The 19,950-nt window shown below is 36.0% G+C and carries 19 protein-coding genes; 15 read left to right on the forward strand and 4 right to left on the reverse strand.

All coding sequences use genetic code 11. The features are described 5' to 3' along the window. Nucleotides 1-59 precede the first annotated feature (59 nt). The 4 genes from LJY09_RS08220 (at nucleotide 60) to LJY09_RS08235 (ending at nucleotide 2,180) form a co-directional block, all read left to right on the forward strand. Nucleotides 60-647, forward strand: a complete 588-nt coding sequence (locus tag LJY09_RS08220; RefSeq protein ID WP_228307660.1) for an NDxxF motif lipoprotein — start codon at nucleotides 60-62, stop codon at nucleotides 645-647. Nucleotides 648-810: 163 nt separating this feature from the next. After that, nucleotides 811-1,299 carry a hypothetical protein gene (locus LJY09_RS08225; RefSeq protein WP_099330823.1) on the forward strand — a complete coding sequence of 163 codons (489 nt, stop codon included), beginning with the start codon at nucleotides 811-813 and terminating at the stop codon, nucleotides 1,297-1,299. Nucleotides 1,300-1,462: 163 nt separating this feature from the next. Then, nucleotides 1,463-1,645: a hypothetical protein gene (locus LJY09_RS08230; RefSeq protein ID WP_014460704.1), complete on the forward strand. Its 183-nt coding sequence runs from the start codon at nucleotides 1,463-1,465 to the stop codon at nucleotides 1,643-1,645. Nucleotides 1,646-1,781: 136 nt separating this feature from the next. Beyond that, the gene (locus tag LJY09_RS08235) at nucleotides 1,782-2,180 is read left to right on the forward strand and encodes a hypothetical protein (protein ID WP_034327810.1); all 399 of its coding nucleotides are present in this window, start codon (nucleotides 1,782-1,784) and stop codon (nucleotides 2,178-2,180) included. A gap of 110 nt (nucleotides 2,181-2,290) precedes the next feature. Here the strand turns inward: LJY09_RS08235 and LJY09_RS08240 are convergent, their stop codons facing one another. Both LJY09_RS08240 and cax read right to left on the reverse strand, forming a co-directional pair. Next, nucleotides 2,291-3,805 carry an arylsulfotransferase family protein gene (locus LJY09_RS08240; protein WP_098999973.1) on the reverse strand — a complete coding sequence of 505 codons (1,515 nt, stop codon included), beginning with the start codon at nucleotides 3,803-3,805 and terminating at the stop codon, nucleotides 2,291-2,293. A 366-nt stretch (nucleotides 3,806-4,171) separates the two neighbouring features. Beyond that, nucleotides 4,172-5,215, reverse strand: coding sequence for a calcium/proton exchanger (cax, locus tag LJY09_RS08245; RefSeq protein WP_048018640.1), 1,044 nt, complete (start codon nucleotides 5,213-5,215; stop codon nucleotides 4,172-4,174). A 442-nt stretch (nucleotides 5,216-5,657) separates the two neighbouring features. Between cax and LJY09_RS08250 the strand changes: the two genes are divergently transcribed. Next, the gene (locus LJY09_RS08250; protein WP_154972781.1) at nucleotides 5,658-7,154 is read left to right on the forward strand and encodes a class I adenylate-forming enzyme family protein; all 1,497 of its coding nucleotides are present in this window, start codon (nucleotides 5,658-5,660) and stop codon (nucleotides 7,152-7,154) included. Nucleotides 7,155-7,233: 79 nt separating this feature from the next. On the opposite strand, the gene LJY09_RS08255 is transcribed toward LJY09_RS08250, so the two are convergent. Next, complete coding sequence (locus LJY09_RS08255; protein ID WP_098999970.1) at nucleotides 7,234-7,455, reverse strand: hypothetical protein; 222 nt, start codon at nucleotides 7,453-7,455, stop codon at nucleotides 7,234-7,236. A 502-nt stretch (nucleotides 7,456-7,957) separates the two neighbouring features. Between LJY09_RS08255 and LJY09_RS08260 the strand changes: the two genes are divergently transcribed. Further along, complete coding sequence (locus tag LJY09_RS08260; RefSeq protein ID WP_165635762.1) at nucleotides 7,958-8,095, forward strand: hypothetical protein; 138 nt, start codon at nucleotides 7,958-7,960, stop codon at nucleotides 8,093-8,095. A gap of 53 nt (nucleotides 8,096-8,148) precedes the next feature. Then, on the forward strand, nucleotides 8,149-8,343 hold the full coding sequence (locus LJY09_RS08265) for a hypothetical protein (RefSeq protein WP_028413858.1): 195 nt from the start codon (nucleotides 8,149-8,151) through the stop codon (nucleotides 8,341-8,343). A 411-nt stretch (nucleotides 8,344-8,754) separates the two neighbouring features. On the opposite strand, the gene LJY09_RS08270 is transcribed toward LJY09_RS08265, so the two are convergent. After that, entirely contained in the window at nucleotides 8,755-10,977 is a 2,223-nt protein-coding gene (locus LJY09_RS08270) for an MMPL family transporter (RefSeq protein WP_098999968.1), read from the reverse strand. A gap of 135 nt (nucleotides 10,978-11,112) precedes the next feature. On the opposite strand from LJY09_RS08270, the gene LJY09_RS08275 reads away from it, so the two are divergent. The 8 genes from LJY09_RS08275 (at nucleotide 11,113) to LJY09_RS08310 (ending at nucleotide 18,988) form a co-directional block, all read left to right on the forward strand. After that, the gene (locus tag LJY09_RS08275; RefSeq protein ID WP_098999967.1) at nucleotides 11,113-11,733 is read left to right on the forward strand and encodes a TetR/AcrR family transcriptional regulator; all 621 of its coding nucleotides are present in this window, start codon (nucleotides 11,113-11,115) and stop codon (nucleotides 11,731-11,733) included. A gap of 379 nt (nucleotides 11,734-12,112) precedes the next feature. Further along, nucleotides 12,113-12,886, forward strand: a complete 774-nt coding sequence (locus LJY09_RS08280) for a TerC family protein (protein ID WP_154972783.1) — start codon at nucleotides 12,113-12,115, stop codon at nucleotides 12,884-12,886. Nucleotides 12,887-13,714: 828 nt separating this feature from the next. Next, a complete protein-coding gene (locus tag LJY09_RS08285; RefSeq protein WP_154972784.1) occupies nucleotides 13,715-14,428 on the forward strand; it encodes a GntR family transcriptional regulator in 714 nt (237 codons plus the stop codon). 140 nt (nucleotides 14,429-14,568) lie between these two features. After that, a complete protein-coding gene (locus LJY09_RS08290) occupies nucleotides 14,569-14,910 on the forward strand; it encodes a PTS lactose/cellobiose transporter subunit IIA (protein WP_098999963.1) in 342 nt (113 codons plus the stop codon). Between the two features lies 1 nt (nucleotide 14,911). Beyond that, on the forward strand, nucleotides 14,912-15,220 hold the full coding sequence (locus LJY09_RS08295) for a PTS sugar transporter subunit IIB (RefSeq protein WP_014460687.1): 309 nt from the start codon (nucleotides 14,912-14,914) through the stop codon (nucleotides 15,218-15,220). Between the two features lie 14 nt (nucleotides 15,221-15,234). Further along, complete coding sequence (locus tag LJY09_RS08300; protein ID WP_154972785.1) at nucleotides 15,235-16,641, forward strand: glycoside hydrolase family 1 protein; 1,407 nt, start codon at nucleotides 15,235-15,237, stop codon at nucleotides 16,639-16,641. A 12-nt stretch (nucleotides 16,642-16,653) separates the two neighbouring features. After that, entirely contained in the window at nucleotides 16,654-17,982 is a 1,329-nt protein-coding gene (locus LJY09_RS08305) for a PTS sugar transporter subunit IIC (RefSeq protein WP_047751254.1), read from the forward strand. A gap of 112 nt (nucleotides 17,983-18,094) precedes the next feature. Next, the gene (locus LJY09_RS08310) at nucleotides 18,095-18,988 is read left to right on the forward strand and encodes an ROK family protein (protein WP_099330827.1); all 894 of its coding nucleotides are present in this window, start codon (nucleotides 18,095-18,097) and stop codon (nucleotides 18,986-18,988) included. Nucleotides 18,989-19,950 lie beyond the last annotated feature (962 nt).

Raw genomic sequence — 19,950 nt, forward strand, 5'->3', positions numbered from 1 at the left:
TGTTAAAATTTTCTATGTAAATTAATGGAACCAATACATTGTTAAAGGGAGCGTTTGAATTGAAAAAACTTTGTTTTAGCTTAATAATTATTTTTTTATTAGGCGCTTGTTCTTATCAGGAAAGTACAAAAGAAGCTAGTGGAAAAATTGTATTACCAACTTCCATATTTAGTTCATCGAAAAATAATGCCTTAATTGATGAAAAAGAAATGAAAGAAAGTATAAAGACATACTTAGACACTAACGAGGATCTATCCAATACCGGTGATCAATTTGAAGAAATTATGGAGTCCGATCAAAAATTAAATAAAGCTCAAGCGAAAAAATTTGAACAGTTAAAAGACCTGGTGAAAGCAAATGATCATAACTTTTCCACCTATATTTCGCACAATACTTTACCAGAAGGATATAAAAAAGATTCAGAGAGAATTAGCCGCTATATTATGGGTTCCAATCAAATTTTGGATGAACTGGATCAAGCAATCGATGACATGGTTGAGCATATGAGTGAAGGAGATTTTTCTGAAACAGAAATTGAGTCACTTATGAATAAAAATAAAAGTGTAAATGGAAGAGAGCAGATAAAGATAGAGAGTTTCCTAGATGACAAAAATATTGATACAAAAGCTTTTGGACGAAAGAGTTAAAACATTTTAATAGATTTTCTTTGGTTAGGGGGAGTTTACTATTGGAATAGTTAAGTCTACAAACAAACTTGCATTTTCTATTATCTATTTAGTCTTCGGTACAGCTTTGGGGATAGCAACCAAATATTTAGATACTGTTGCAGGTGTTGATGGAAGTTGGCGGATGAATATTCTGCCATATTTTGGAGGTTTGTGTTCGAGGACAGGGATTTGGGTACTGATTGCTACCCTTATAGCTGCGTATAGTAAAACCAAAATTAGTGCGGCTCTTAATACATTCATGTTCTTTATAGGAATGCTAACAGGCTATTATATATATTCCGCTTTTTTATTTGGATTTTTTCCAACTAGTTATTTTTTACTGTGGGGAAGTATCGCACTAGCGTCTCCGTTTCTAGCAGATATTGTATGGATGGCTAAAAATAATTTACGTCTAGCTTGGATATTACCAGCGTTGCCTATGGGGTTATTGTTAAGTCTTTCTTTAGCGGTTGGAATATTTTACATACATGTAAACTATATTGAAGAATTCATTATGTATGCTGTTTTATGCGTAGTCCTTTACAAAACTCCAAAGCAGCTAGCGGCAACAATTGCTGTTTCGTTTATTATTTCGTTTATTATCAAACAAGTAAGTCCATTTCACTTTTGATTTAGATTAAGATTTTTGTTTTTTAATGAACGTTTACTATGGGAAAAGAGGATTTTGGTAACTAACTATACACACAATTTAAAGCATTTTTACATATATATTCTTTAAAATACAGTAATTAGGAAGATTTTAGAGAAGTAATTCGTATAAAAGGTAGGAGGTGATGGATATTAACACTGAAAAACGTCTGGATGAAATTGAAAGAAAGTTAGATGATTTACATAATAAGATAAGTAATCAAGAAAATAGAGCAAAGTATAAACCTATCTTTACAGTTGTACTCATTCTATCTGCAATTCTCATATTTTTTGTGCTGATAGGTGTTGTAAGTTTTTTCACAGGTTAATTTTTTTACTAGTCTCTCAGAATTATTTCTGGGAGACCTTTCATTGTTTAAACTAACGGCAAGTTGACTAAGGATATATTTCAATAAAATATAAGTTAGTAAAAATGACATTATGCTGTTTACATGGAGGACGAGGATGAGAAAGTTTTGTATTGCTTTATTTAGTCTTTTCTTTTTTGTTTCATTAGTTGGATGTCAAAGTAAAGCTGGGGATCCTTTAGAGTTTTCAGGTGAAACTCAAAGCTGGTCAGCTACTATTACGTTATATCCCGTTGAAAATAGTAAAGAAACAGCTCAAATTAACTTAAATTATCTAGGTGGTAAGGTAGAAAACGTAGGGGATTTTGGAATTAATTTAGACACTTCAAATAATCAAAATGGAATTGCAGTGAGAGACGCAAGGTTAAATGAAGAAGGGAATTTTAAAGAGAAAGTAAAGGTTGACGCTAGTGAAGGTATAATGAAATCTAAACATTTGATTTTAACTGTTAAATGGAATGACAAATCAGAAGATGTTGTTTTAAAAGGTAAGTAATTCGAGAGAAAAAGCACCCCATACTCATCTATATCAAGTATTCCCCCAGGTCTTCAGAGTAGGGGCACTATACGAACATTTTAAAAAATCTAATAGAGGATTATTAATGCTCACTTTCGTCTATTTCGTCTTATTTTCACGTAAGTAGTTGGTGATGTACCAATGACGTTCCCGCATGAATCTAATGCTTTGACTTGAAAATAGGGACCACCTGCCTCAGCATGAATATCTGTTTCAAATCCAGTACGAGGGGTACTAAATACCACTACTGACAATTTAAAAGGTGTTGGTCCCGCCAGCACCTGCCAAGCGACTGTTTCTGTTGAACCATTCCATGATGCGTAAACTGTAGCTTCACCGTCGGGCAATAAGTCTACAGTTATGCTAGGCGGATAAAGTGGGAGACCTACCCACTTATTTTTAAAGGCTCGATACGAAAGATTCTGATTTGGATACTGCATATCATATAACAAATTAAATGAAGGGTTTCTCCGTGTATTGCCAGCGTTCCTAAATTCCGAAAGGTACGGTTCTTGTCCCCACCCAATGAGTTGATTTCCATTGGAAAGCTTTTGCGCATTTCCTTGACTTGGAACATATAAAGCGGGGTCATGATAATATGTTCGATTTACATTTGCAACCTTGTGGTTATAATCTAAGTGAAGAATTAAACCACGCGCTTGCCCTTGAGGTGGAGAATCAGGAGAAGCACAGCAGGCATTGTCAAACAAGCTTATCCTGTTTTCGGACCTGTAGCGCGCATCATGCTGCCAAGAAAATTTAGCGTTCGGTCCAAGCCTAAAATTACTTTGCTTTCCACCAAGTTGCCAAATTACCTTTCCCGTTTCTTTGTCAATATTATAAATAGCCCACATACTACGCATGCTCACTAAAAGTGTATTGTTTGGACCTTCTTCGACTGAATTTACGTGGTAACAATCCCATATATTATTAGAGCTTGTTGCGGATGAAGCAGGTACCATCGAATCAGATGGATTAATATGTTTAAGTACATCCCAAAAGAAAAGAAGCTCTCCCGTCTCAATGTCTACTTCTTGAATAGAGTAATTACTAAAATACCCATGTAATGGCCCTCCATACTTAGATAAATCTGCGGGTATTTGTTTTACGGCTGTAAACAAAGCCGTATTCCGTTTGGTGATTGTAAACTCATGCACATCAGCTGTAAATCCTTTTTTAGCAAATAACTTTTTAATGACCTCATAATGCTGGTTGATAATTTGAAAATAAGCACCAGGTTCAGGATCACCAGCTGGAAGGTTTGGGGTTGCGGTTTGAGTTCCTGAAATTGTCCCTTGCCACATCGTAAGAACAGGGTTCCCACAGTACATTTGTACTCGAAAGTCTGTATTTTGGATATACCTACTAGCAAGCGGTCTAAACCACACTGGATTACCCGTCTGATCCATAATTAGTGCGCCGGTCTGTCCAATCATCGCTGCTCCATATACCGTATAGGGTGCAACAAATAATAGGCCGGGAGCTGTTCCAGGCTTATTAGTAGTAATGGTAACCTTCATGGGATGTAAATTAGGAGCCGAAACAAAATTCCATACTTGCGGGTTTGGATGATCAGTGGATGATTGTGAATTAAACTTATCCATTCTCACTCTCATCTCCTCTAACTTTTATTAGTAAACACTGTCTCTTGAGCTATTAATATGTCATTCGCTTCAAAATATGTACATACATTTTAGGTTTACTGGTGTCTTTTGTTTATTTGAAACGGTTATATGTAAGGTAGATAAAATAAATATAAAAAACAAGCTCTTAGCAGATAAGAGCTCGTTTTTCTTGTTCATATACGATTATATATTATCAATACAGCAATACTTTAATTGTGTTTAAAGTTGAAAACCATGCAAAAGAAAAGCAAATTTTTGTGTATATATTATTCGTCAAGATTTAAAAAGATGATTAAGCTTTGTCTTTATGTAAGCTGAAATTTTCATCTTTTTCTTGAGAAAATTCTATAAAAGGTAAAAACTAAAGCCTATCGCAATGTAGGTACCAACAAGTAAAACACCCTCGAACCAGTTGGAATCACCATCGTTCACAACGGTCACCGTCATGAGAGCGGCAAGAATCATCGCAATCATTTCTGCTGTATTAAACACAAGAGGCAAGAAATCATACAAGTATGAGAACAGAACAAGTATAGGAGCAACAAACATGGCCGTTTGGACGGTTGAACCAATGGAGATCTCCACCATTACGTCCATTCTGTTATTATAGGCCATGGCAATTGCTGACACGTACTCTGCAGCACTTCCCACTATGGCCACAACAATAATTCCAATAAAAACGTGACTCCAGCCTAAGGCATCACCTACTGGCTCAATGGTGCCAACAAGTTTTTCACTAATATAAGCTAGTACAATTGTGGCCAGTCCAAGCACAACGATTGCTTTCTTTTTTCCCCATTCTGGTTCCTCTCCATTTTCTTCTGAGTTTCCGGTGAAAATCCCTTTATGTGTGACAAGTTTAAAAAGAAGAGCAAGCAGGTAAATGGTCAGCATCACAATAGCAAAAGAAGTGGATAGAACCTGCATATCTTTATCATCCAAGCGTTTTGCAAAGATAAATGGCAATACAAAAGTTACGATAATAGCAAACATTAAGAGGGAAGTATTATGTCGTGTTTTAAACACACTAAATTTTTGCTTTTTAAATCGAATACCTCCAACGATCATGGATATTCCACTGGCAAAAAGAAGATTAACAAGAACTGCTCCCGTAATGGAGGAAATAACGATTGTATTTAATCCTTTACTTAATGCAAAAAATGAAATAATAATTTCCGCAGCGTTGCCAAACGTAGCGTTCAGTAATCCGCCTGCTGTTGGACCTACTACAACGCTAAGGCTTTCAGTGGAACGTCTAATGTAATTAGCCAAACTAATTAATGTCACGCAATAAATAAAAAACATGAAAATATAATTCCAATTAAACATGCTGCCAATAATTGAAAGAGGTACACCAATAATCATAAAAATAAAAAAGACTTTATTCATATTTTCCTCCATGGTCATTTATAGATCCTATAGCAAGAAGAGAAGCTCTATATTATCTTAGCGTTTTTATTAATATAACTCTTAAGACTTTTGTTATTCACATGGAGAGTGCAACTAGCAATTAACTCGATGCATAGAAAGAGAACATACGTAATAGCTGCTACAAAAGGAGACTAAAGTTAAAAAAAGAAAAGAATCCTACAAGATCAAACGCTATGAATTCCTCAGCATAAGCTTCAAAGTATATGGAATAGTCTTTTCTGAATGACTAATATGTATCTTTTACATGCTAAAAAGATATGAATTTTTCAAACGTCTATAATTTACGTTTGCGTTAACGTTAAGTGTGGGTAATGTAGTTTATAGAATTAAAAATAATTAGAAGGAAGCACCATTTAAATATGATTCAAACTGGTAATTATCATTAAAGGAGAGAGCTATCATGTATACACTTGGAGAACTATTAGAGCAAAGAGCTAAACAATCTGCTGAAAAAGAGGCTTTAATTTGGAGTACATCTTTCCATACATTTAAAGAATATAATGAACGTGTCAATCAGCTGGCTCATTACCTGTTAAGCCATAATGTTAAAAAAGGAGATCGAATTGCAATTCTATGTCAAAATAATCATCCGTTTCCTACCATTCTGCTAGCTGCATTAAGAATTGGAGCCGTAGCGGTTCCTATTAGCTGGCAGCTGACGAAGTATGAAATTATCGATATTTTAGACAGTGCACAACCTAAAGTTATTTTCTACGACCAAAAATTTCATGAGGTTATTCCTTTTGATTCTGAACTATTAAATGACGTTATTACTTTACAAGTAGGAAGAAAAAATAGTGTGGAGACAGTTGAAGAATATAATGAAATTTTTTCTACGTACTCCACATCAAATCCAAATATACAGGTCTTCCAAGATGACATTGCGATGCTTCTTTTTACTTCTGGAACTACTGGTAACGCAAAAGGCTGTATGATTGAACATGGTCATGTGTATTCTTATATACAACCATCGAGTCAACGAATCGATTATGAAGAAGATGGTCGATTTCTTGCCTCGCATCCTTTTTATCATATGAGTTCTATTAATAATATTTTGAAATCTGTTTCCAACGGAATGGGGTTATTTCTGTTGTCAGATCCTACACCGGAAATCATTTGGGAAACGATTGAAACTCATAAGATCACTATGATGTTAGCGTTTCCCTCTACGTATATGCAAATGCTCGAAGTAGTGAAAAATGCAGGGTCAAAGAAATCTTCACTAAAGGTTGCTATTGCCGGAGGGGCAAAAGTTCCTGCTTATCTTATTCAGGAATATGAAAAATTAGACATCAGCATGATACAAGGGTATGGAAGTACAGAAGCATGGACAGTCAGTGTATGGACACCAAATATGGGAGATGAAAAAATTGAATCCGCAGGCAAGCCTCTTTCTGGTGTAGAAGTAAAAATTATGGATCCTGATTCAGGACAAGAAATGAAAACGGGAGAAGTTGGAGAGATTATTATAAAAAGCCCCTATTGTTTTAAAGGCTATTGGCATAATCAAGAGGCGACTGACAAAGTTCTTAGAGATGGCTGGTTCTATATGGGGGACGCTGGAAAGATAGATCAAGACGGCTTTTTATATATTATGGGACGCTATAAAGATGTTATCGTATATGGCGGCGATAATATCTATCCCGATCAGGTCGAAGAAATCATTGAGCAAATAGGTACGGTTATAGAAGCTGCTGTAGTAGGAGTAGAAGATCCTGTTTATGGAGAAAAACCTAGAGCTTATGTAGTAAAGGATCCTCATTCTTCTTTAACAAAAGAAGATATTCTAAACTATTGTAGTGATCGTCTAGCAAGTTACAAAGTTCCGGAAGTTTATTTTGTTGATCAACTCCCTAAAAACCAGCTCGGTAAAGTATTAAAAAGAGAGCTAAAATGAAGAGGGTTAAAAGCGCGGACTGAATGCAGCCCGCGCTTTTATAATTTAATAGAAGTAATATCATTTTAACGCAAAAATGTTAAGTAGAAAGTTTCCTGATATCAGAGTAACAAACACAAAGTGTATTTTCATATTCAGATTCGTATCCTGTAAATACGAGATTTCTTTCTTTATCATCGTAGTGAAATCCGAATTTCTTTAAATCATCTTTCAAGATATCTTCACTAATTTTAATGGAAGAAGCAATATCTTCATAAGAAGCACCATTATTTAGCTTTTGAACAATCTCACCTATTAACAAGTTACGACCTCCAGTAGCATATGTTTCTTCAGTAATAATTTATCCTAAATACCTGCTTTTATGAAAGTTGTGCGGAAAGTCATTCTAGATTATTAAAATTTACAGCGAGCACTTCGTTTGCTAATTAGTGAATTAATTATGTTTTTTCTTTTCGCGATAATCATTAAAACAATAAATGAAAAAAATACTCACAAAAAATCCAACGAAGAGACCAATGAGACTTTCTAATTGAAAATCTTTTTCTCCAATTATTTGGCCGTAAACGATTCTGAATATCACACCAAAAAAAGAAAGAACAACAGCCGTTGTGGTAATACGTAAAAAGTTAATAAAATCACACCTTTTTACAAAGTGTATTCCCCTTTTTTAATACATTTAAAGTTAAGACTGATTATAGGAGGTTCTAAAGTGCAAGTGAGAATATCACTTAGAAAACACAATAAATAATACAAATATGGAACTTTTATGAAATTCGTTCGTAAAAGATATAGGAGGCGATAATATGGATATATCAAGTGTTAATTGGGCGGACGTAGCTTTTCAAATCTTTTGGTTAATTTTATTGGTTTCTTTAGGTTTGTTTATTTATAAAGTCGTTCAAGTTAAAAAAAGAAATAAACGTTTTGTTAAGAATGAATGATCCTTTTATACATAAAGATGTGAATGGAGTATTCAAGCAAAAGAGGTGTTTTTTTGAGAAAATTGATAAAAAAATATTCATTTATCTGTACAGGATTCTTATTTGGTTATTTTCTTTTACTGATTTTAGGCTTAGATGTTTCTATTAGTAGTATGTTTAAAGTGTTTATACCAGTAGCAGCTGTAGGACTGTTGCTTGGAGAAATTATAAATATGGCTTTTAATCATCATCAGACTAATATGAACTAACATTATAATTCCGCTCAAAAATTACATAAAAACAAATAAAAGCATAAGACAAGAAAGGTAGAATATATATGGCTTGTTGCAATCATTGCAATTACAAATGGAACGCTAAAAATGTATGGTTACTTGGGTTTTCTAAGAAAGGAAAGAAGTGTCCTAAATGCCATACTAGACAATTTATCTCCTTTAAAGGTGCTGGTCCTTTAATGGGGCTAGGTTATTTAAGTGGGATTGTTGCTATATCTCTTATTGGTTTATTTCCGTTTATCGTAAAGCTAACAGATAAAGAAGAGCACAGATGGAAGTAAATTAAAAAAGCAAAGAGAATATTAATATTCTCTTTGCTTTTTTCTTGGTTTTACATTCATGGAAGCCATATAGTAAATCAATTATAAAACACCTTTGTTTTACTACTTAATTCTCTTTTTCTGATACCACTTCAGCTTTACTTGGCCAGAAAGCAAATCTTCCTAAAACCGTAGTGATCGCAGGTACAAGGAATGGTCGCACAATAAATGTATCTAACAGAACACCTAAAGCCGTGATAATTCCGAACTGAACCAGAACTTGAATAGGCAGTGTTGCTAGAACCGCGAAAGTAGCAGCTAAAATGATTCCAGCTGATGTGATAACACCGCTTGTTTCACTTACGCCTTCTTTAATCGCTTGTTTTAACGGCATGTATTTCTTTTTCTGCCAGATGCTTGAGATCATAAAAATATTATAATCCTCACCAAGCGCCACTAAGAATACAAATGCGTATAAAGGAATCGCTCCTTGGATAGCATCTGCTCCCATGATATTGTGGATGATGAGCCAGCCTAAGCCTAAAGCTGCACTGTAAGAGAGGATAACGGTTCCCACTAAATAAAGCATAGCTACAATAGAACGCAAGTAAGCCACTAGCAGCAGCGATATAAAAATAATAATTAACGGGACAATAATACTGTTGTCTTTATCACTAACAGTCATCGTGTCATATTGCGTCGCTGTTTGACCGCCAATCCATACTTTGGATTTTACTGAGGAAACTCCGGACTGTGACAGTGCCTTTTCGGCTGCATCTTTCAAGTCTGGAATAGCCTCCATAGCTGTTATACTATATGGATTTACATTAAACGTGACGTCATATACCTTTAAATCCTTATTACTTTTACCGCTTTGAGGTGCAGAAACGGTACTAATAAGATCGTTTTTCTTTAACTCTTTTTCTAGATCTACCGATTTCCCTTCTGTATCAATTACTACTTGTGCTGGTGCTAGTTCACCAGGAGAGTAAGCGTCAGAGATAATCGTAAATCCTTCACGAGAAGGCATATCTTCAGGGAAAGAAGACAATAAATCATACGTGTACTTGATTTGACTAGAGTATATGGATAAAGCTCCAAAAAAGACTAGACAAGCTACAATGATTGTCCATGGTTTAGTCGTAACCACATTACCGATCCAATTCCCGAAACGGTTTTTCTCTTTTCGGTCACGCACCGGTTTTCCTTTCTTTTTCGCCAATTCTTCTTCCATTTCAGGAGTGCGAGGAACAAAAGGATAAAAAGAACCTCTTCCCATAACTGCAAGCAGGGCAGGAATAAGAGTTAAGCTCGCTAATCCCATAATAAGAATAGATAAACTAAACGGGATTGCAAAACGGTGGTAAGCCCCGTACTTTGCCACGATTAAAGCTAAAAGAGAGATGACAACCGTAAAGCCACTCATCGCTATAGCACCTGAAGCACCTTTAAAGGCGTTGATAAGTGCTTGTCTCTTATCTTTTACTTTGCGAAGCTCATCGCGATAATGAGAAATTAAAAATAAACAATAGTCTGTTCCGGCTCCAAATAACAAGACCGTCATAATGGATATGGACTGTGAATCGACCGTAATCCATCCTTTATCTGCTAAAATACCGAGAATTGGACTCAGCACCCCATAGGCAAAACCTACACCGATCAAAGGAATAATCGCTAAAATTGGGGAACGATAAATTACAAGAAGTAAAATTAAGACTAATAAAACTGTCGCGATTAGTAAGGAAACGTCTGCTCCTTCAAATAGGCTGGTTGCATCTACTTGAATTCCTACAGGTCCTGTAACGCGCGTGCTTAGCTTATCTTTTTCATCGATATCCGTCGCAAAAGAATCGTATGAAACATTCTCTTTTACTTGTTTTTTAATCGTATCTAGGTTTTTTTCTAGTACATCCGTTTCAACGTTTTCTTCAAAGAAAATAGGCTGTACAAGAGTTGTTCCGTCTTTCGAAACCATCTTTTGCAGAGCTGCTAACGGTAATTTATGCAAAGGCGGAGTAGACGTTTGTGCTTCTAATGGTTTCTTTTCTAAATCCGCCGCCATTTGCTGAATAGATTTTAGATCATCATTATTCAAACCTGATTCTTTGTGCCATGTAAGTAAGGCAGGAACCCCTGATGAATTAGGGAATTCTTTCTTTATAAGATTTTCAGCTTCTACGGAAGGTGAATTCTCACTTAAGTTTGGTGCATTGTTTACTTCCGTCTTATTCACAGCAGGCCAAGCAATCGTGAGGACTACAGTTGCCAAAATCCATACGGCAATTACAATCCATCGACTCACTTTCCCAGTCATATATCGACTGAATGTTGCTAAAGGTGATTCTTTCATTAATTCTCCCTCATTTCCAAATCTGTTTGTTTCTATTACAATATATATAGAACCTTCAATAATTATATATACCAGAAGGTTAATTAATCAACTAGTTTAAATGTGCCAATTTCTTGAACTAGAAGGAGGGCCCTTATGAATACGAATCAGACACCGAAAAAAAAGCCTGGCAGACCTAAAATAACAACTGAAAATAATATAACGAGAGAGCAAATTTTGAAAACAGCTGCTCATTTATTTATGGCATACGGGTACGAAAAAGTTTCAATGGAGCAAGTGGCTGAAGCGAGCGATGTGACCAAGGCCAGCGTTTACTACTACTTTAAAAATAAGGCAACTTTGTTTACAGTTTCCGTATCAAGCATGTTCCAACGTATTACAAAACAGACGGAGAAATTATTGCAAAATTCCAATGGGTTAAAACACAGATTATATGAGGTAACATTGGATCATTTAAAGCGGCCGCATATTGATTTTGAAACATTATTACAAGAAGCGACTTCGTCGCTTACAGAAGATCATATTCGTGAAATTCGTGAAGCAGAGAAAGCGATACATGAGGCATTAGAGAACGTATTCAAACAGGCCGCAGACAACGGAGAAATCGTCGTAGCAAGTCCCAGATTGCTTGCGCATACATTTTCAACGGTCACAATGATTCGGAACAAAAAAGAATTAATTACAGAATTAGGAGGCCCTGAAAAAACGGCTCAGGCTCTAGTGGACCTGTTTTGGGTAGGGATTAGTCCTAATTGACTTTTTTATTCTAGCGTAAAAAAATAAATAAAGAACGGGTAAAACATATTGATCAATATGTTTTACCCGTTCTTTTAATTGGCCGCAAGTACTTGGTGGAAATCGGTAAATGATAGCGATTATATGTTAAGCGACAAACCTATAAATAAATGGTGGTTCAACGTTTTCATTAACAACCTAACAAGGCGAAGTTATATGATAAAAATGTAAAAATTTAATAATTTGGTTTTTATTTGTATTTAAAGCGGTATTTTACAGAAGGTTAGTGTTAAAATAATGAAAATCCTATCTTTTAGGGTTGCCTTTAGGATATATGGTTATTCTATTGTAAACAAAACCTTTAGAATAACAAGTTACATTTTGGAAGGGAGAAAAATGGATGGAATCTATTTGGCTCGAATACGTATGGGCATTATTGATTCTAATCGGGTTAGAAGGATTATTATCAGCCGATAATGCTCTTGTACTAGCAGTTATAGCTAAACATTTACCCGAGGATCAGAAAAAAAGAGCGATTAATTACGGAATTCTTATGGCATTTATTTTTCGGTTTGGAGCTCTTTTTGCCATTTCATTTATCGCCAACGTCTGGTGGATACAGGCCATAGGAGCCGTTTATCTTCTGTATCTAGGTTTGAAGCATGTCATTCAGGCGCGGTTTGGGAAACATAATGAGAATATTCATGATGATGATGAGAAGGAGTCTGCTGGAAAGGGGTTCTGGCCGACAGTGGGGAAAATTGCGGTAGCTGACCTTGCTTTTGCCATTGATTCTATTTTAGCTGCGGTCGCTATAGCTCTTGGGCTTCCGGATTCACAGTTTGGAGAAATCGGTGGTATGGACGGAGGGCAGTTTGCAGTTGTAGTTCTTGGAGGGATTGCAGGTCTTATCTTAATCAAGTTTGCAGCAACCTGGTTTGTAAAACTCCTTGAAAAGCGACCTGCCTTAGAAACGACAGCATATGCAATTGTTGCCTGGGTCGGTGTTAAACTTGCGGTTATTACTTTTGCGCATAAAGATATCGGCGTCTTAGATTCTCATTTCCCTCATAGCACCGCTTGGACCCTGATTTTCTATGGAGTATTAGTTGGTATCGCGCTATTGGGTTGGTTTGCACCGGGCAATAAGTCATCAGAAAAATCATCGGTCTAAAAGGCAATTGAGTGTGAATGTACGATGCACCCCGAATTTACTAATTAACCTTGATTTTTCTATCCGAACAGCCCTTATTTTGGCATTTAAAAGGATGTTTAGATCTTATAAAAGCGTGAGTTTTGTTGATTCAAGCGAATGATCATGTGCGTTAACCCAAGCAGGGCTAACGCACTTTTTAATTGAAACGGTTATGCAAACGAACTTGGTCATTTTATTTATTATTTTTGTTCTCTTTACGATAATCAGTAAAGCAGGAAATTAAGAAAATCCCAATAAAAAAACCAATAAAGAGACCGATAAGACTTTCGATTTGGACATCTTTCTCTCCAATTATTTGAGCATAAATTACCCTGAATATAACACCGATGAAAGAGAAAGCAACAGCCGTGAGTGTAATGCGTAAAAAGTTAATAAAATCATACCTTTTTATGAAATGTATTACCCGCTTTTAAACTATTAAAAAAGTTTAGAGATAAAGGCATACACCCTGGATTTCTCAAAGGAATATATATTGTGTGCTCTTTGTAATAAGTTTAGGTCTCAATTTTTATTAAAGTTAACTTTAGCTTGTATGAAAAAAGCAATTAGACAAAGACGTCGAACTTCATTTTTGATTCGTAAGTGCAGTGTTTTTAAAAAAATTAGATGTTTTACAGTATGTCAATTCCAGTACTTCAGGAATGGTATAAGTAATAGCTATCCTCATATTGAACAAGGGTATAAAGCTTTTTTTATTTCAAGTATATTCATAAAAGCACTTCTTTCCGTATTTTATGCTATAATAATCCCTAGTTTTTTAGTTTGTATAGAGAGGTGTAAAACAGAATGATGCCAAAATATCTGCAAGTAGCTGGCCAAATTGAATCTGATATTACTGAGCATGTTTATCAAAAAACAAATAAACTTTTGACTGAAGATGAATATGCAGCAAAGTATCAGGTGAGCCGTAATACAGTACGAAAAGCAATTGAAATTCTCGTGAATAAAGGATATGTATATCAAGTTCAGGGCAGCGGTGCATTTATTCGTAATCATCACAACAATGGATACGTTAATCTTGAAAAGCTACAAGGAGTTACCAATGATTTTAGTGACCGCCTTGTAGAAAACAAGCTGCTAGATTTTAAATTAATTAATGCGGATGAGGAACTAGCCCAAAATATGGGATGTAAGATTGGAACACCTATTTATTATGTAAAAAGGCTAAGATATGTTGATAGTGATCCATTTTCAATTGAAACTTCGTATTTCAACAAAAATCTTGTTAAATACCTTGATGAAAATATTGTGAAAAAATCGATTTATACATATTTACGCAATGACCAGCAACTAGCAATTGGTTTTGCAGATCGTGTTATTCGTGCCGATTATCTTATGTGTGAGCAAGCTGATTTATTGGGATTAAGAGAGAATGATCCGGCTTTGGTGGTAGATAATACGGTTTATTTAATAAACGGTGCAATATTTGATTACTCACAGTCAGTGCATCACTTCAAACATGTAAAATTGCTAAAAGTATCAAATATGAAAGGTAGTTAAGGTGCAAAGAGAGCTCAGGGCTCTTTTTTTTTGTCTGAAAATAAAAAAAATAGTTTACATATGAATCTGAGTGAGTTATTATAAATTTATAAAATTTGTACCAACAAATTAGATTTGTACTTATGAAAGGGTGTACATATATGGTCGAAGAATCGATTGAGATTAGCTCTGAAGATATCTTTGGATTAATTGCATTTTCAGGTGATGCTAAAGCGAGCTATCACGCTGCTTTACATCTGCTCAGAGAAAACAAAGTAAAAGAGGCAGAAGCAGAAGTAGCAAAAGCGAATTCAATTTTAAACGAAGCACATGCTATTCAAACAAAATTTGTCACACTAGAGGCCCAAGGGAAATCGGCACGGGTTGGTGTATTGATGGTTCATGCCCAAGACCATTTGATGAACACAATCTTAGTGAAAGAGCTATTGGATCATATGATGACCATGCAAAAAGAAATTAACTTATTGAAAGGGATGAATTGATATGGTGAAGATTGGATTATTCTGTGCAGCAGGTATGTCTACAAGTATGTTAGTGGAGAAGATGAAAGCGTTTGCTGGTGAGCGTGGTGTAGAAGCTGAGATTGCAGCTTACCCTGAGTCAGAGATGGAAAAGTATGTTGATAATATCGATGTTGCTTTATTAGGTCCTCAGGTGAAGTATTTGTTAAACAAAGGAAAAGCTGTTTGTGAACCAAAAGGTGTCGCTATTGATGTTATTAACACGGTGGATTACGGCATGATGAATGGTGCAAAAGTACTTGAACACGCGATTAAATTAGCGAATAAATAAACGGGGTGAATGATTTGAAAATGCCAAAAGATTTCTTGTTCGGCGCAGCTTCAGCTTCTTATCAAGTAGAAGGGGCATGGAACAAGGACGGTAAAGGGGTTTCGAACTGGGACGTCTTCTCAAAGATTCCCGGTAAAACATTTGAAGGAACAAACGGTGATGTGGCCATTGATCATTATCACCGATATAAAGAAGACATCGCACTTATGGCAGAGATGGGATTGGAATCGTATCGGTTTTCCATTGCCTGGACACGTATTCTTCCCAACGGTACAGGTGAAGTAAACCAAAAAGGATTGGAATTCTATAATAATGTCATTGATGAATGTTTAAAACACGGAATTGTTCCGTTCGTCACATTGTATCACTGGGACCTTCCTCAAACGCTTGAAGAAGAAGGCGGCTGGCTAAATCCTAAAACAGCCAATGCATTTGTCACGTTTGCTGATGTTTGTTTTAGAGCATTCGGTGATCGAGTACGGAATTGGATTACCTTTAACGAAACGGTTATCTTTTGTTCGTTAGGCTATTTAACCGGTGCTCACCCACCAGGAATTGAAGGGGATGCGAAAGCATACTTTCAGGCGACACATAATGTGTTTGTGGCTCATGCCCGTGCGGTTGAACTTTTCAAACAGTCAAGCTATGAGGGGGAAATTGGCATTACTCATGTTTTTAATCCGGCGTTTAGCATTGATGAGGACGAAGAGAACAAATTTGCAGAAAGACATGCGAATGCATATTCGACACATTGGTATTATGATCCAATTTTGAAAGGAGCTTACCCACAATATGTAATAAAAGAGCTCGAAGCTAAAGGGCTACTCCCGCAAATGACAGAAGAGGAACTGGATTTGCTTCATAGAACGGCACCTATGAATGATTTCATCGGATTAAACTATTACTGCCCACAGCGCGTAATGAAAAACGATTCAGCCCTCGTATTGTCTGGTGGACGTGAGAACTCAACAGGTAAACCTGGAAACCCTTCATTTGACGGTGTATACAAAACAGTCATGATAGAAGAAAAGGTATATACCAAATGGGGATGGGAAATCGCTCCTGATGCTTTTCTAGAAGGGATGCGTATGCTTAAAGAACGCTACGGGGACATCAAAATGTATATCACGGAAAACGGTTTAGGAGATGAAGATCCTATCGTTGGTGAAGAGATTCATGATCAACCTCGAATCGACTATATTGAAAATCATTTAAGCGCTGTCAAAAAAGCTGTCATGGAAGGAATTAACGTCTCAGGATACTTTGCATGGTCTGTCATTGATTTGCTTAGCTGGTTAAATGGTTATAAAAAACAATACGGATTCATTTATGTCGATCACAAAAATAATCTTGCAAGAAAACGAAAGCAGTCATTCTTTTGGTACAAGGATATTATCGCTACACGCGCAGAAGAACTTTAAGGAGGTACCCCTATGGGTCGCTTAGAAAGTGTATTTGAAAAGTTCACCCCGTTCTTCCTTCGATTTGCAAATGCAAAACCAACACTTGCAATTAAGGATGGGTTTATTTTAACAATGCCGATGACAATTATCGGCTCTCTCTTTCTATTAATTCTCGCTGCCCCGATTCCAGGCTGGGAAGAGGCTATGGTGAAATTCTTTGGAGAACAGTGGAACCTTCCACTTACCCAGGTTGTCGGTTCTACATTTGATATTCTGGCTCTTATTGGTGTGTTTGGAATCGCTTATTCATACGTCCGGAACGAAAAAATTGAAGGTACGCCAGCTGGTATTTTAGGTGTAGTTGCCTTCCTTATTATCACTCAGTCCTCTGTCTTGGCAAAAAGCGGAGAAACCGTCACAGGTGTTATTCCCAAAGTTTGGACCGGCGGGCAGGGTGTACTAGCCTCGATTGTAGTTGGTCTATTTGTTGGCTTTGTGTATTCGCAGTTTATTAAGCGTGATATTCGTATTAAAATGCCAGAAGGTGTTCCGCCAGGCGTTGCGAACTCGTTCTCTGCACTAATTCCTGGGTTTGCCATCATTACAGTAGCTGCCATTGTCTTTGGATTATGCCAAGCTTTTGCAAATAAGACATTCACTGAAATTGTTTATAAACTGCTGCAAGTACCCGTGCAAAATTTGACGGACACGCTTACTGGTGCAGTTCTTATCATGGTCTTAATGTCACTTCTTTGGTGGTGTGGAATTCATGGTGCTGCCATTATTATGGGAGTAATGGGACCGCTTCTAACAGCCAATGCTCTACAAAACCAAGCAATATTGGATTCTGGTAAAGAGCTTGTTGTAGGCGAAAATGCTAAAGTTGTAACCATTCAATTCCTGGATGTATTTACGAAACTAGGAGGATCAGGTATTACCATTGGTTTTATTATTGCAGCTCTTATAGTGGCACGGTCATCGCACTTAAAGCAGCTCGGTCGATTATCTTTAGCTCCTGGATTATTCAATATAAACGAGCCAATCATTTTTGGTATGCCAATTGTATTTAACCCAATAATGTTTGTTCCTTTTATTGTTGTTCCTGCAATCGCATCATTTATGGTTTACTTCTCTATCATTTGGGGATGGGTAGAGCCTTTCAATGCACTTCAGGTTCCTTGGACCACACCGCCGGTTATTTCTGGCTTCTTGATTGGCGGCTGGAGAGGGGCTTTATTGCAAATAGTAACCATTGCGATGTCAGTGATGATTTATCTTCCTTTTGTCAGAATGCAAGATAGTATTTCTTACAATGAAGAGCTCGAAGCAAAAAAACAATCAGAAAGTAATATTGCTTGAAACAATTAAATAAAGAATTACCCCCCGTATACTTTTATAGGGGGTAATTCTTTATTTATGCACTTATAATGAAGTTATAGTCAATATTTTGAAGAAGAAAGTAGGATATACAATGAAATTTGTATTAGCTTGTGATATTGGTGGTACCGATTTAAAAATGGGGAAATTTTCTCTTTCCGGTAATCTTGTTGAATCCGTAAAAATACCTCTAGCCAATAGGAAAGGGCAGACTATTCTTACTCAAATTGAAAGCCGAATGGATTCTGATGTAGTAGGGCTAGCTCTAAGCATACCTGGTTTTATTAATCCTAATACAGGTTTTATTGAAATGGGCGGTGCTATTGAAGATTTTAATGGGTTCAATATCTTTGCATATTTTAAAGAACAATTTCCTGATTTGGCAATAAGTGCAGAAAACGATGCGAATTGTGTAGCTCTAGCAGAAAAATGGAAAGGAAGTGCAAAAGAAGAGACTGACTTTCTTTGTCTAACTATTGGAACAGGAATTGGAGGCGCAATTTATTTGAACGACGCTCTTTATAGAGGGAGACGTAACCGATCTGGTGAGTTTGGACATATGTTCAGTGAACACGTTACGAGTGATATTGCAGAAAATCATAAATTTAACAAAACAGCTACGCTGGCAGTCATTCGTGAAAAATATGCAACGTGTATGAACATACCTTTTCAAAATGTCTCAGGTGAACAAATCTTTGAAGCTTACGACCAAGGGGAAGAAGTGGCATCGCTTCTGGTTAGTGACTTATATAGTGGATTGGCAATGAACATCTTAAACTTATATTATGTGTTTGCTCCTCCTACTTTTTATATCGGGGGAGGGATTACTTCAAGAAAAACATTCATAAACGAATTAAAACAGAGAATCTTAGAAATTGATCCAGCATTCTGTGCTGTTATCAGATCTACTAGTTTTGGAAATCAATCAGGTATGATTGGTGCAGTTTACCATCATATTGCGTCTCGAAAAACGTTGGAGTTAATTTGAGACTAAACATTAGAGCTATGACATGTACAGACCATAATGGAGAGATTTTCATCTAGATAAGGTATAGGTAGAGAATTGAATGGTTTATAGGTTAATATCAACATAAAGATTTAAATAAATAAGCGTAGCTGAAGTAAGCAGCTGCGCTTATTTATTTTTGCAAAGACCGTTCGTTAAAATGCAAAATGAAAATGTCCCTGCATTTATGAAAAAACACTGGAGTAGATAGATAAAGCCTACCTACATATAAAAGAATAATCATTGGTAAAAGGGTTATGTATCTCAAGTATGACTTCTCCGCCTTTATCGTAACATTGTGAACTGATGCTTTCGATTTGCTTGCTATTAAAATAACTAGCGAAATTTACTAATACGGAGATGACAAGTAATAAGGTTAGAATAATGAATAGTATGTCTTTAAATCTTCTTTGAAAAGTTGATTGCAATTTTATGCTCCGCTCTAATTGATAAAACTCTACCATTCGTTATTCTACAGACAGCGTATTATTCCATATGACTAGTGAACAGTAATATGGATGTCAAAAATAGTAGAAGAAGAACATATAGTACAGATATTGTACCTAATTTTAAGACAAGTAGATTCATCATAATAAATAAAACACTGATAGATAAAAAAAGTCTGTACACAAAATCTAGTCTCTTATTAGCAAAAATATATCTCTTAGTGTTTTCTGAAGACTTATATCTTTTATCTATTACGTTTGTGCTAACTACTATAAATGCAAGGATGGACCATGGTATAAAGCTACTTTTACTGATAAGTAAATATACGGAAAACACGGCCAATAAGTAAGGAAATAAACGATGCTGAACATATCTTTGACTCATCTACACACATCACCTTTTCTAAAATTGGTATTTGCATTAGACATCTACTCAATAACTGTTCTCATTTGAGTTTGGTTATTCACTTCCAATTCGTTCACTCCTTAAGAATAGTT

Source organism: Priestia sp. J2, from assembly GCF_020790095.1.
In the GTDB taxonomy this organism is placed as follows: Bacteria; Bacillota; Bacilli; order Bacillales; family Bacillaceae_H; genus Priestia; species Priestia zanthoxyli.

Excerpts from the sequence above, each read along its gene's own strand:
- LJY09_RS08225 (WP_099330823.1), top strand. The coding sequence starts at position 811 with ATGAATATTCTGCCATATTTTGGAGGTTTGTGTTCGAGGACAGGGATT.
- LJY09_RS08230 (WP_014460704.1), top strand. The coding sequence starts at position 1,463 with ATGGATATTAACACTGAAAAACGTCTGGATGAAATTGAAAGAAAGTTA.
- LJY09_RS08235 (WP_034327810.1), top strand. The coding sequence starts at position 1,782 with ATGAGAAAGTTTTGTATTGCTTTATTTAGTCTTTTCTTTTTTGTTTCA.
- LJY09_RS08240 (WP_098999973.1), bottom strand. The coding sequence starts at position 3,805 with ATGGATAAGTTTAATTCACAATCATCCACTGATCATCCAAACCCGCAA.
- cax (WP_048018640.1), bottom strand. The coding sequence starts at position 5,215 with ATGAATAAAGTCTTTTTTATTTTTATGATTATTGGTGTACCTCTTTCA.
- LJY09_RS08250 (WP_154972781.1), top strand. The coding sequence starts at position 5,658 with ATGTATACACTTGGAGAACTATTAGAGCAAAGAGCTAAACAATCTGCT.
- LJY09_RS08260 (WP_165635762.1), top strand. The coding sequence starts at position 7,958 with ATGGATATATCAAGTGTTAATTGGGCGGACGTAGCTTTTCAAATCTTT.
- LJY09_RS08270 (WP_098999968.1), bottom strand. The coding sequence starts at position 10,977 with ATGAAAGAATCACCTTTAGCAACATTCAGTCGATATATGACTGGGAAA.
- LJY09_RS08275 (WP_098999967.1), top strand. The coding sequence starts at position 11,113 with ATGAATACGAATCAGACACCGAAAAAAAAGCCTGGCAGACCTAAAATA.
- LJY09_RS08280 (WP_154972783.1), top strand. The coding sequence starts at position 12,113 with ATGGAATCTATTTGGCTCGAATACGTATGGGCATTATTGATTCTAATC.
- LJY09_RS08285 (WP_154972784.1), top strand. The coding sequence starts at position 13,715 with ATGATGCCAAAATATCTGCAAGTAGCTGGCCAAATTGAATCTGATATT.
- LJY09_RS08290 (WP_098999963.1), top strand. The coding sequence starts at position 14,569 with ATGGTCGAAGAATCGATTGAGATTAGCTCTGAAGATATCTTTGGATTA.
- LJY09_RS08295 (WP_014460687.1), top strand. The coding sequence starts at position 14,912 with ATGGTGAAGATTGGATTATTCTGTGCAGCAGGTATGTCTACAAGTATG.
- LJY09_RS08305 (WP_047751254.1), top strand. The coding sequence starts at position 16,654 with ATGGGTCGCTTAGAAAGTGTATTTGAAAAGTTCACCCCGTTCTTCCTT.
- LJY09_RS08310 (WP_099330827.1), top strand. The coding sequence starts at position 18,095 with ATGAAATTTGTATTAGCTTGTGATATTGGTGGTACCGATTTAAAAATG.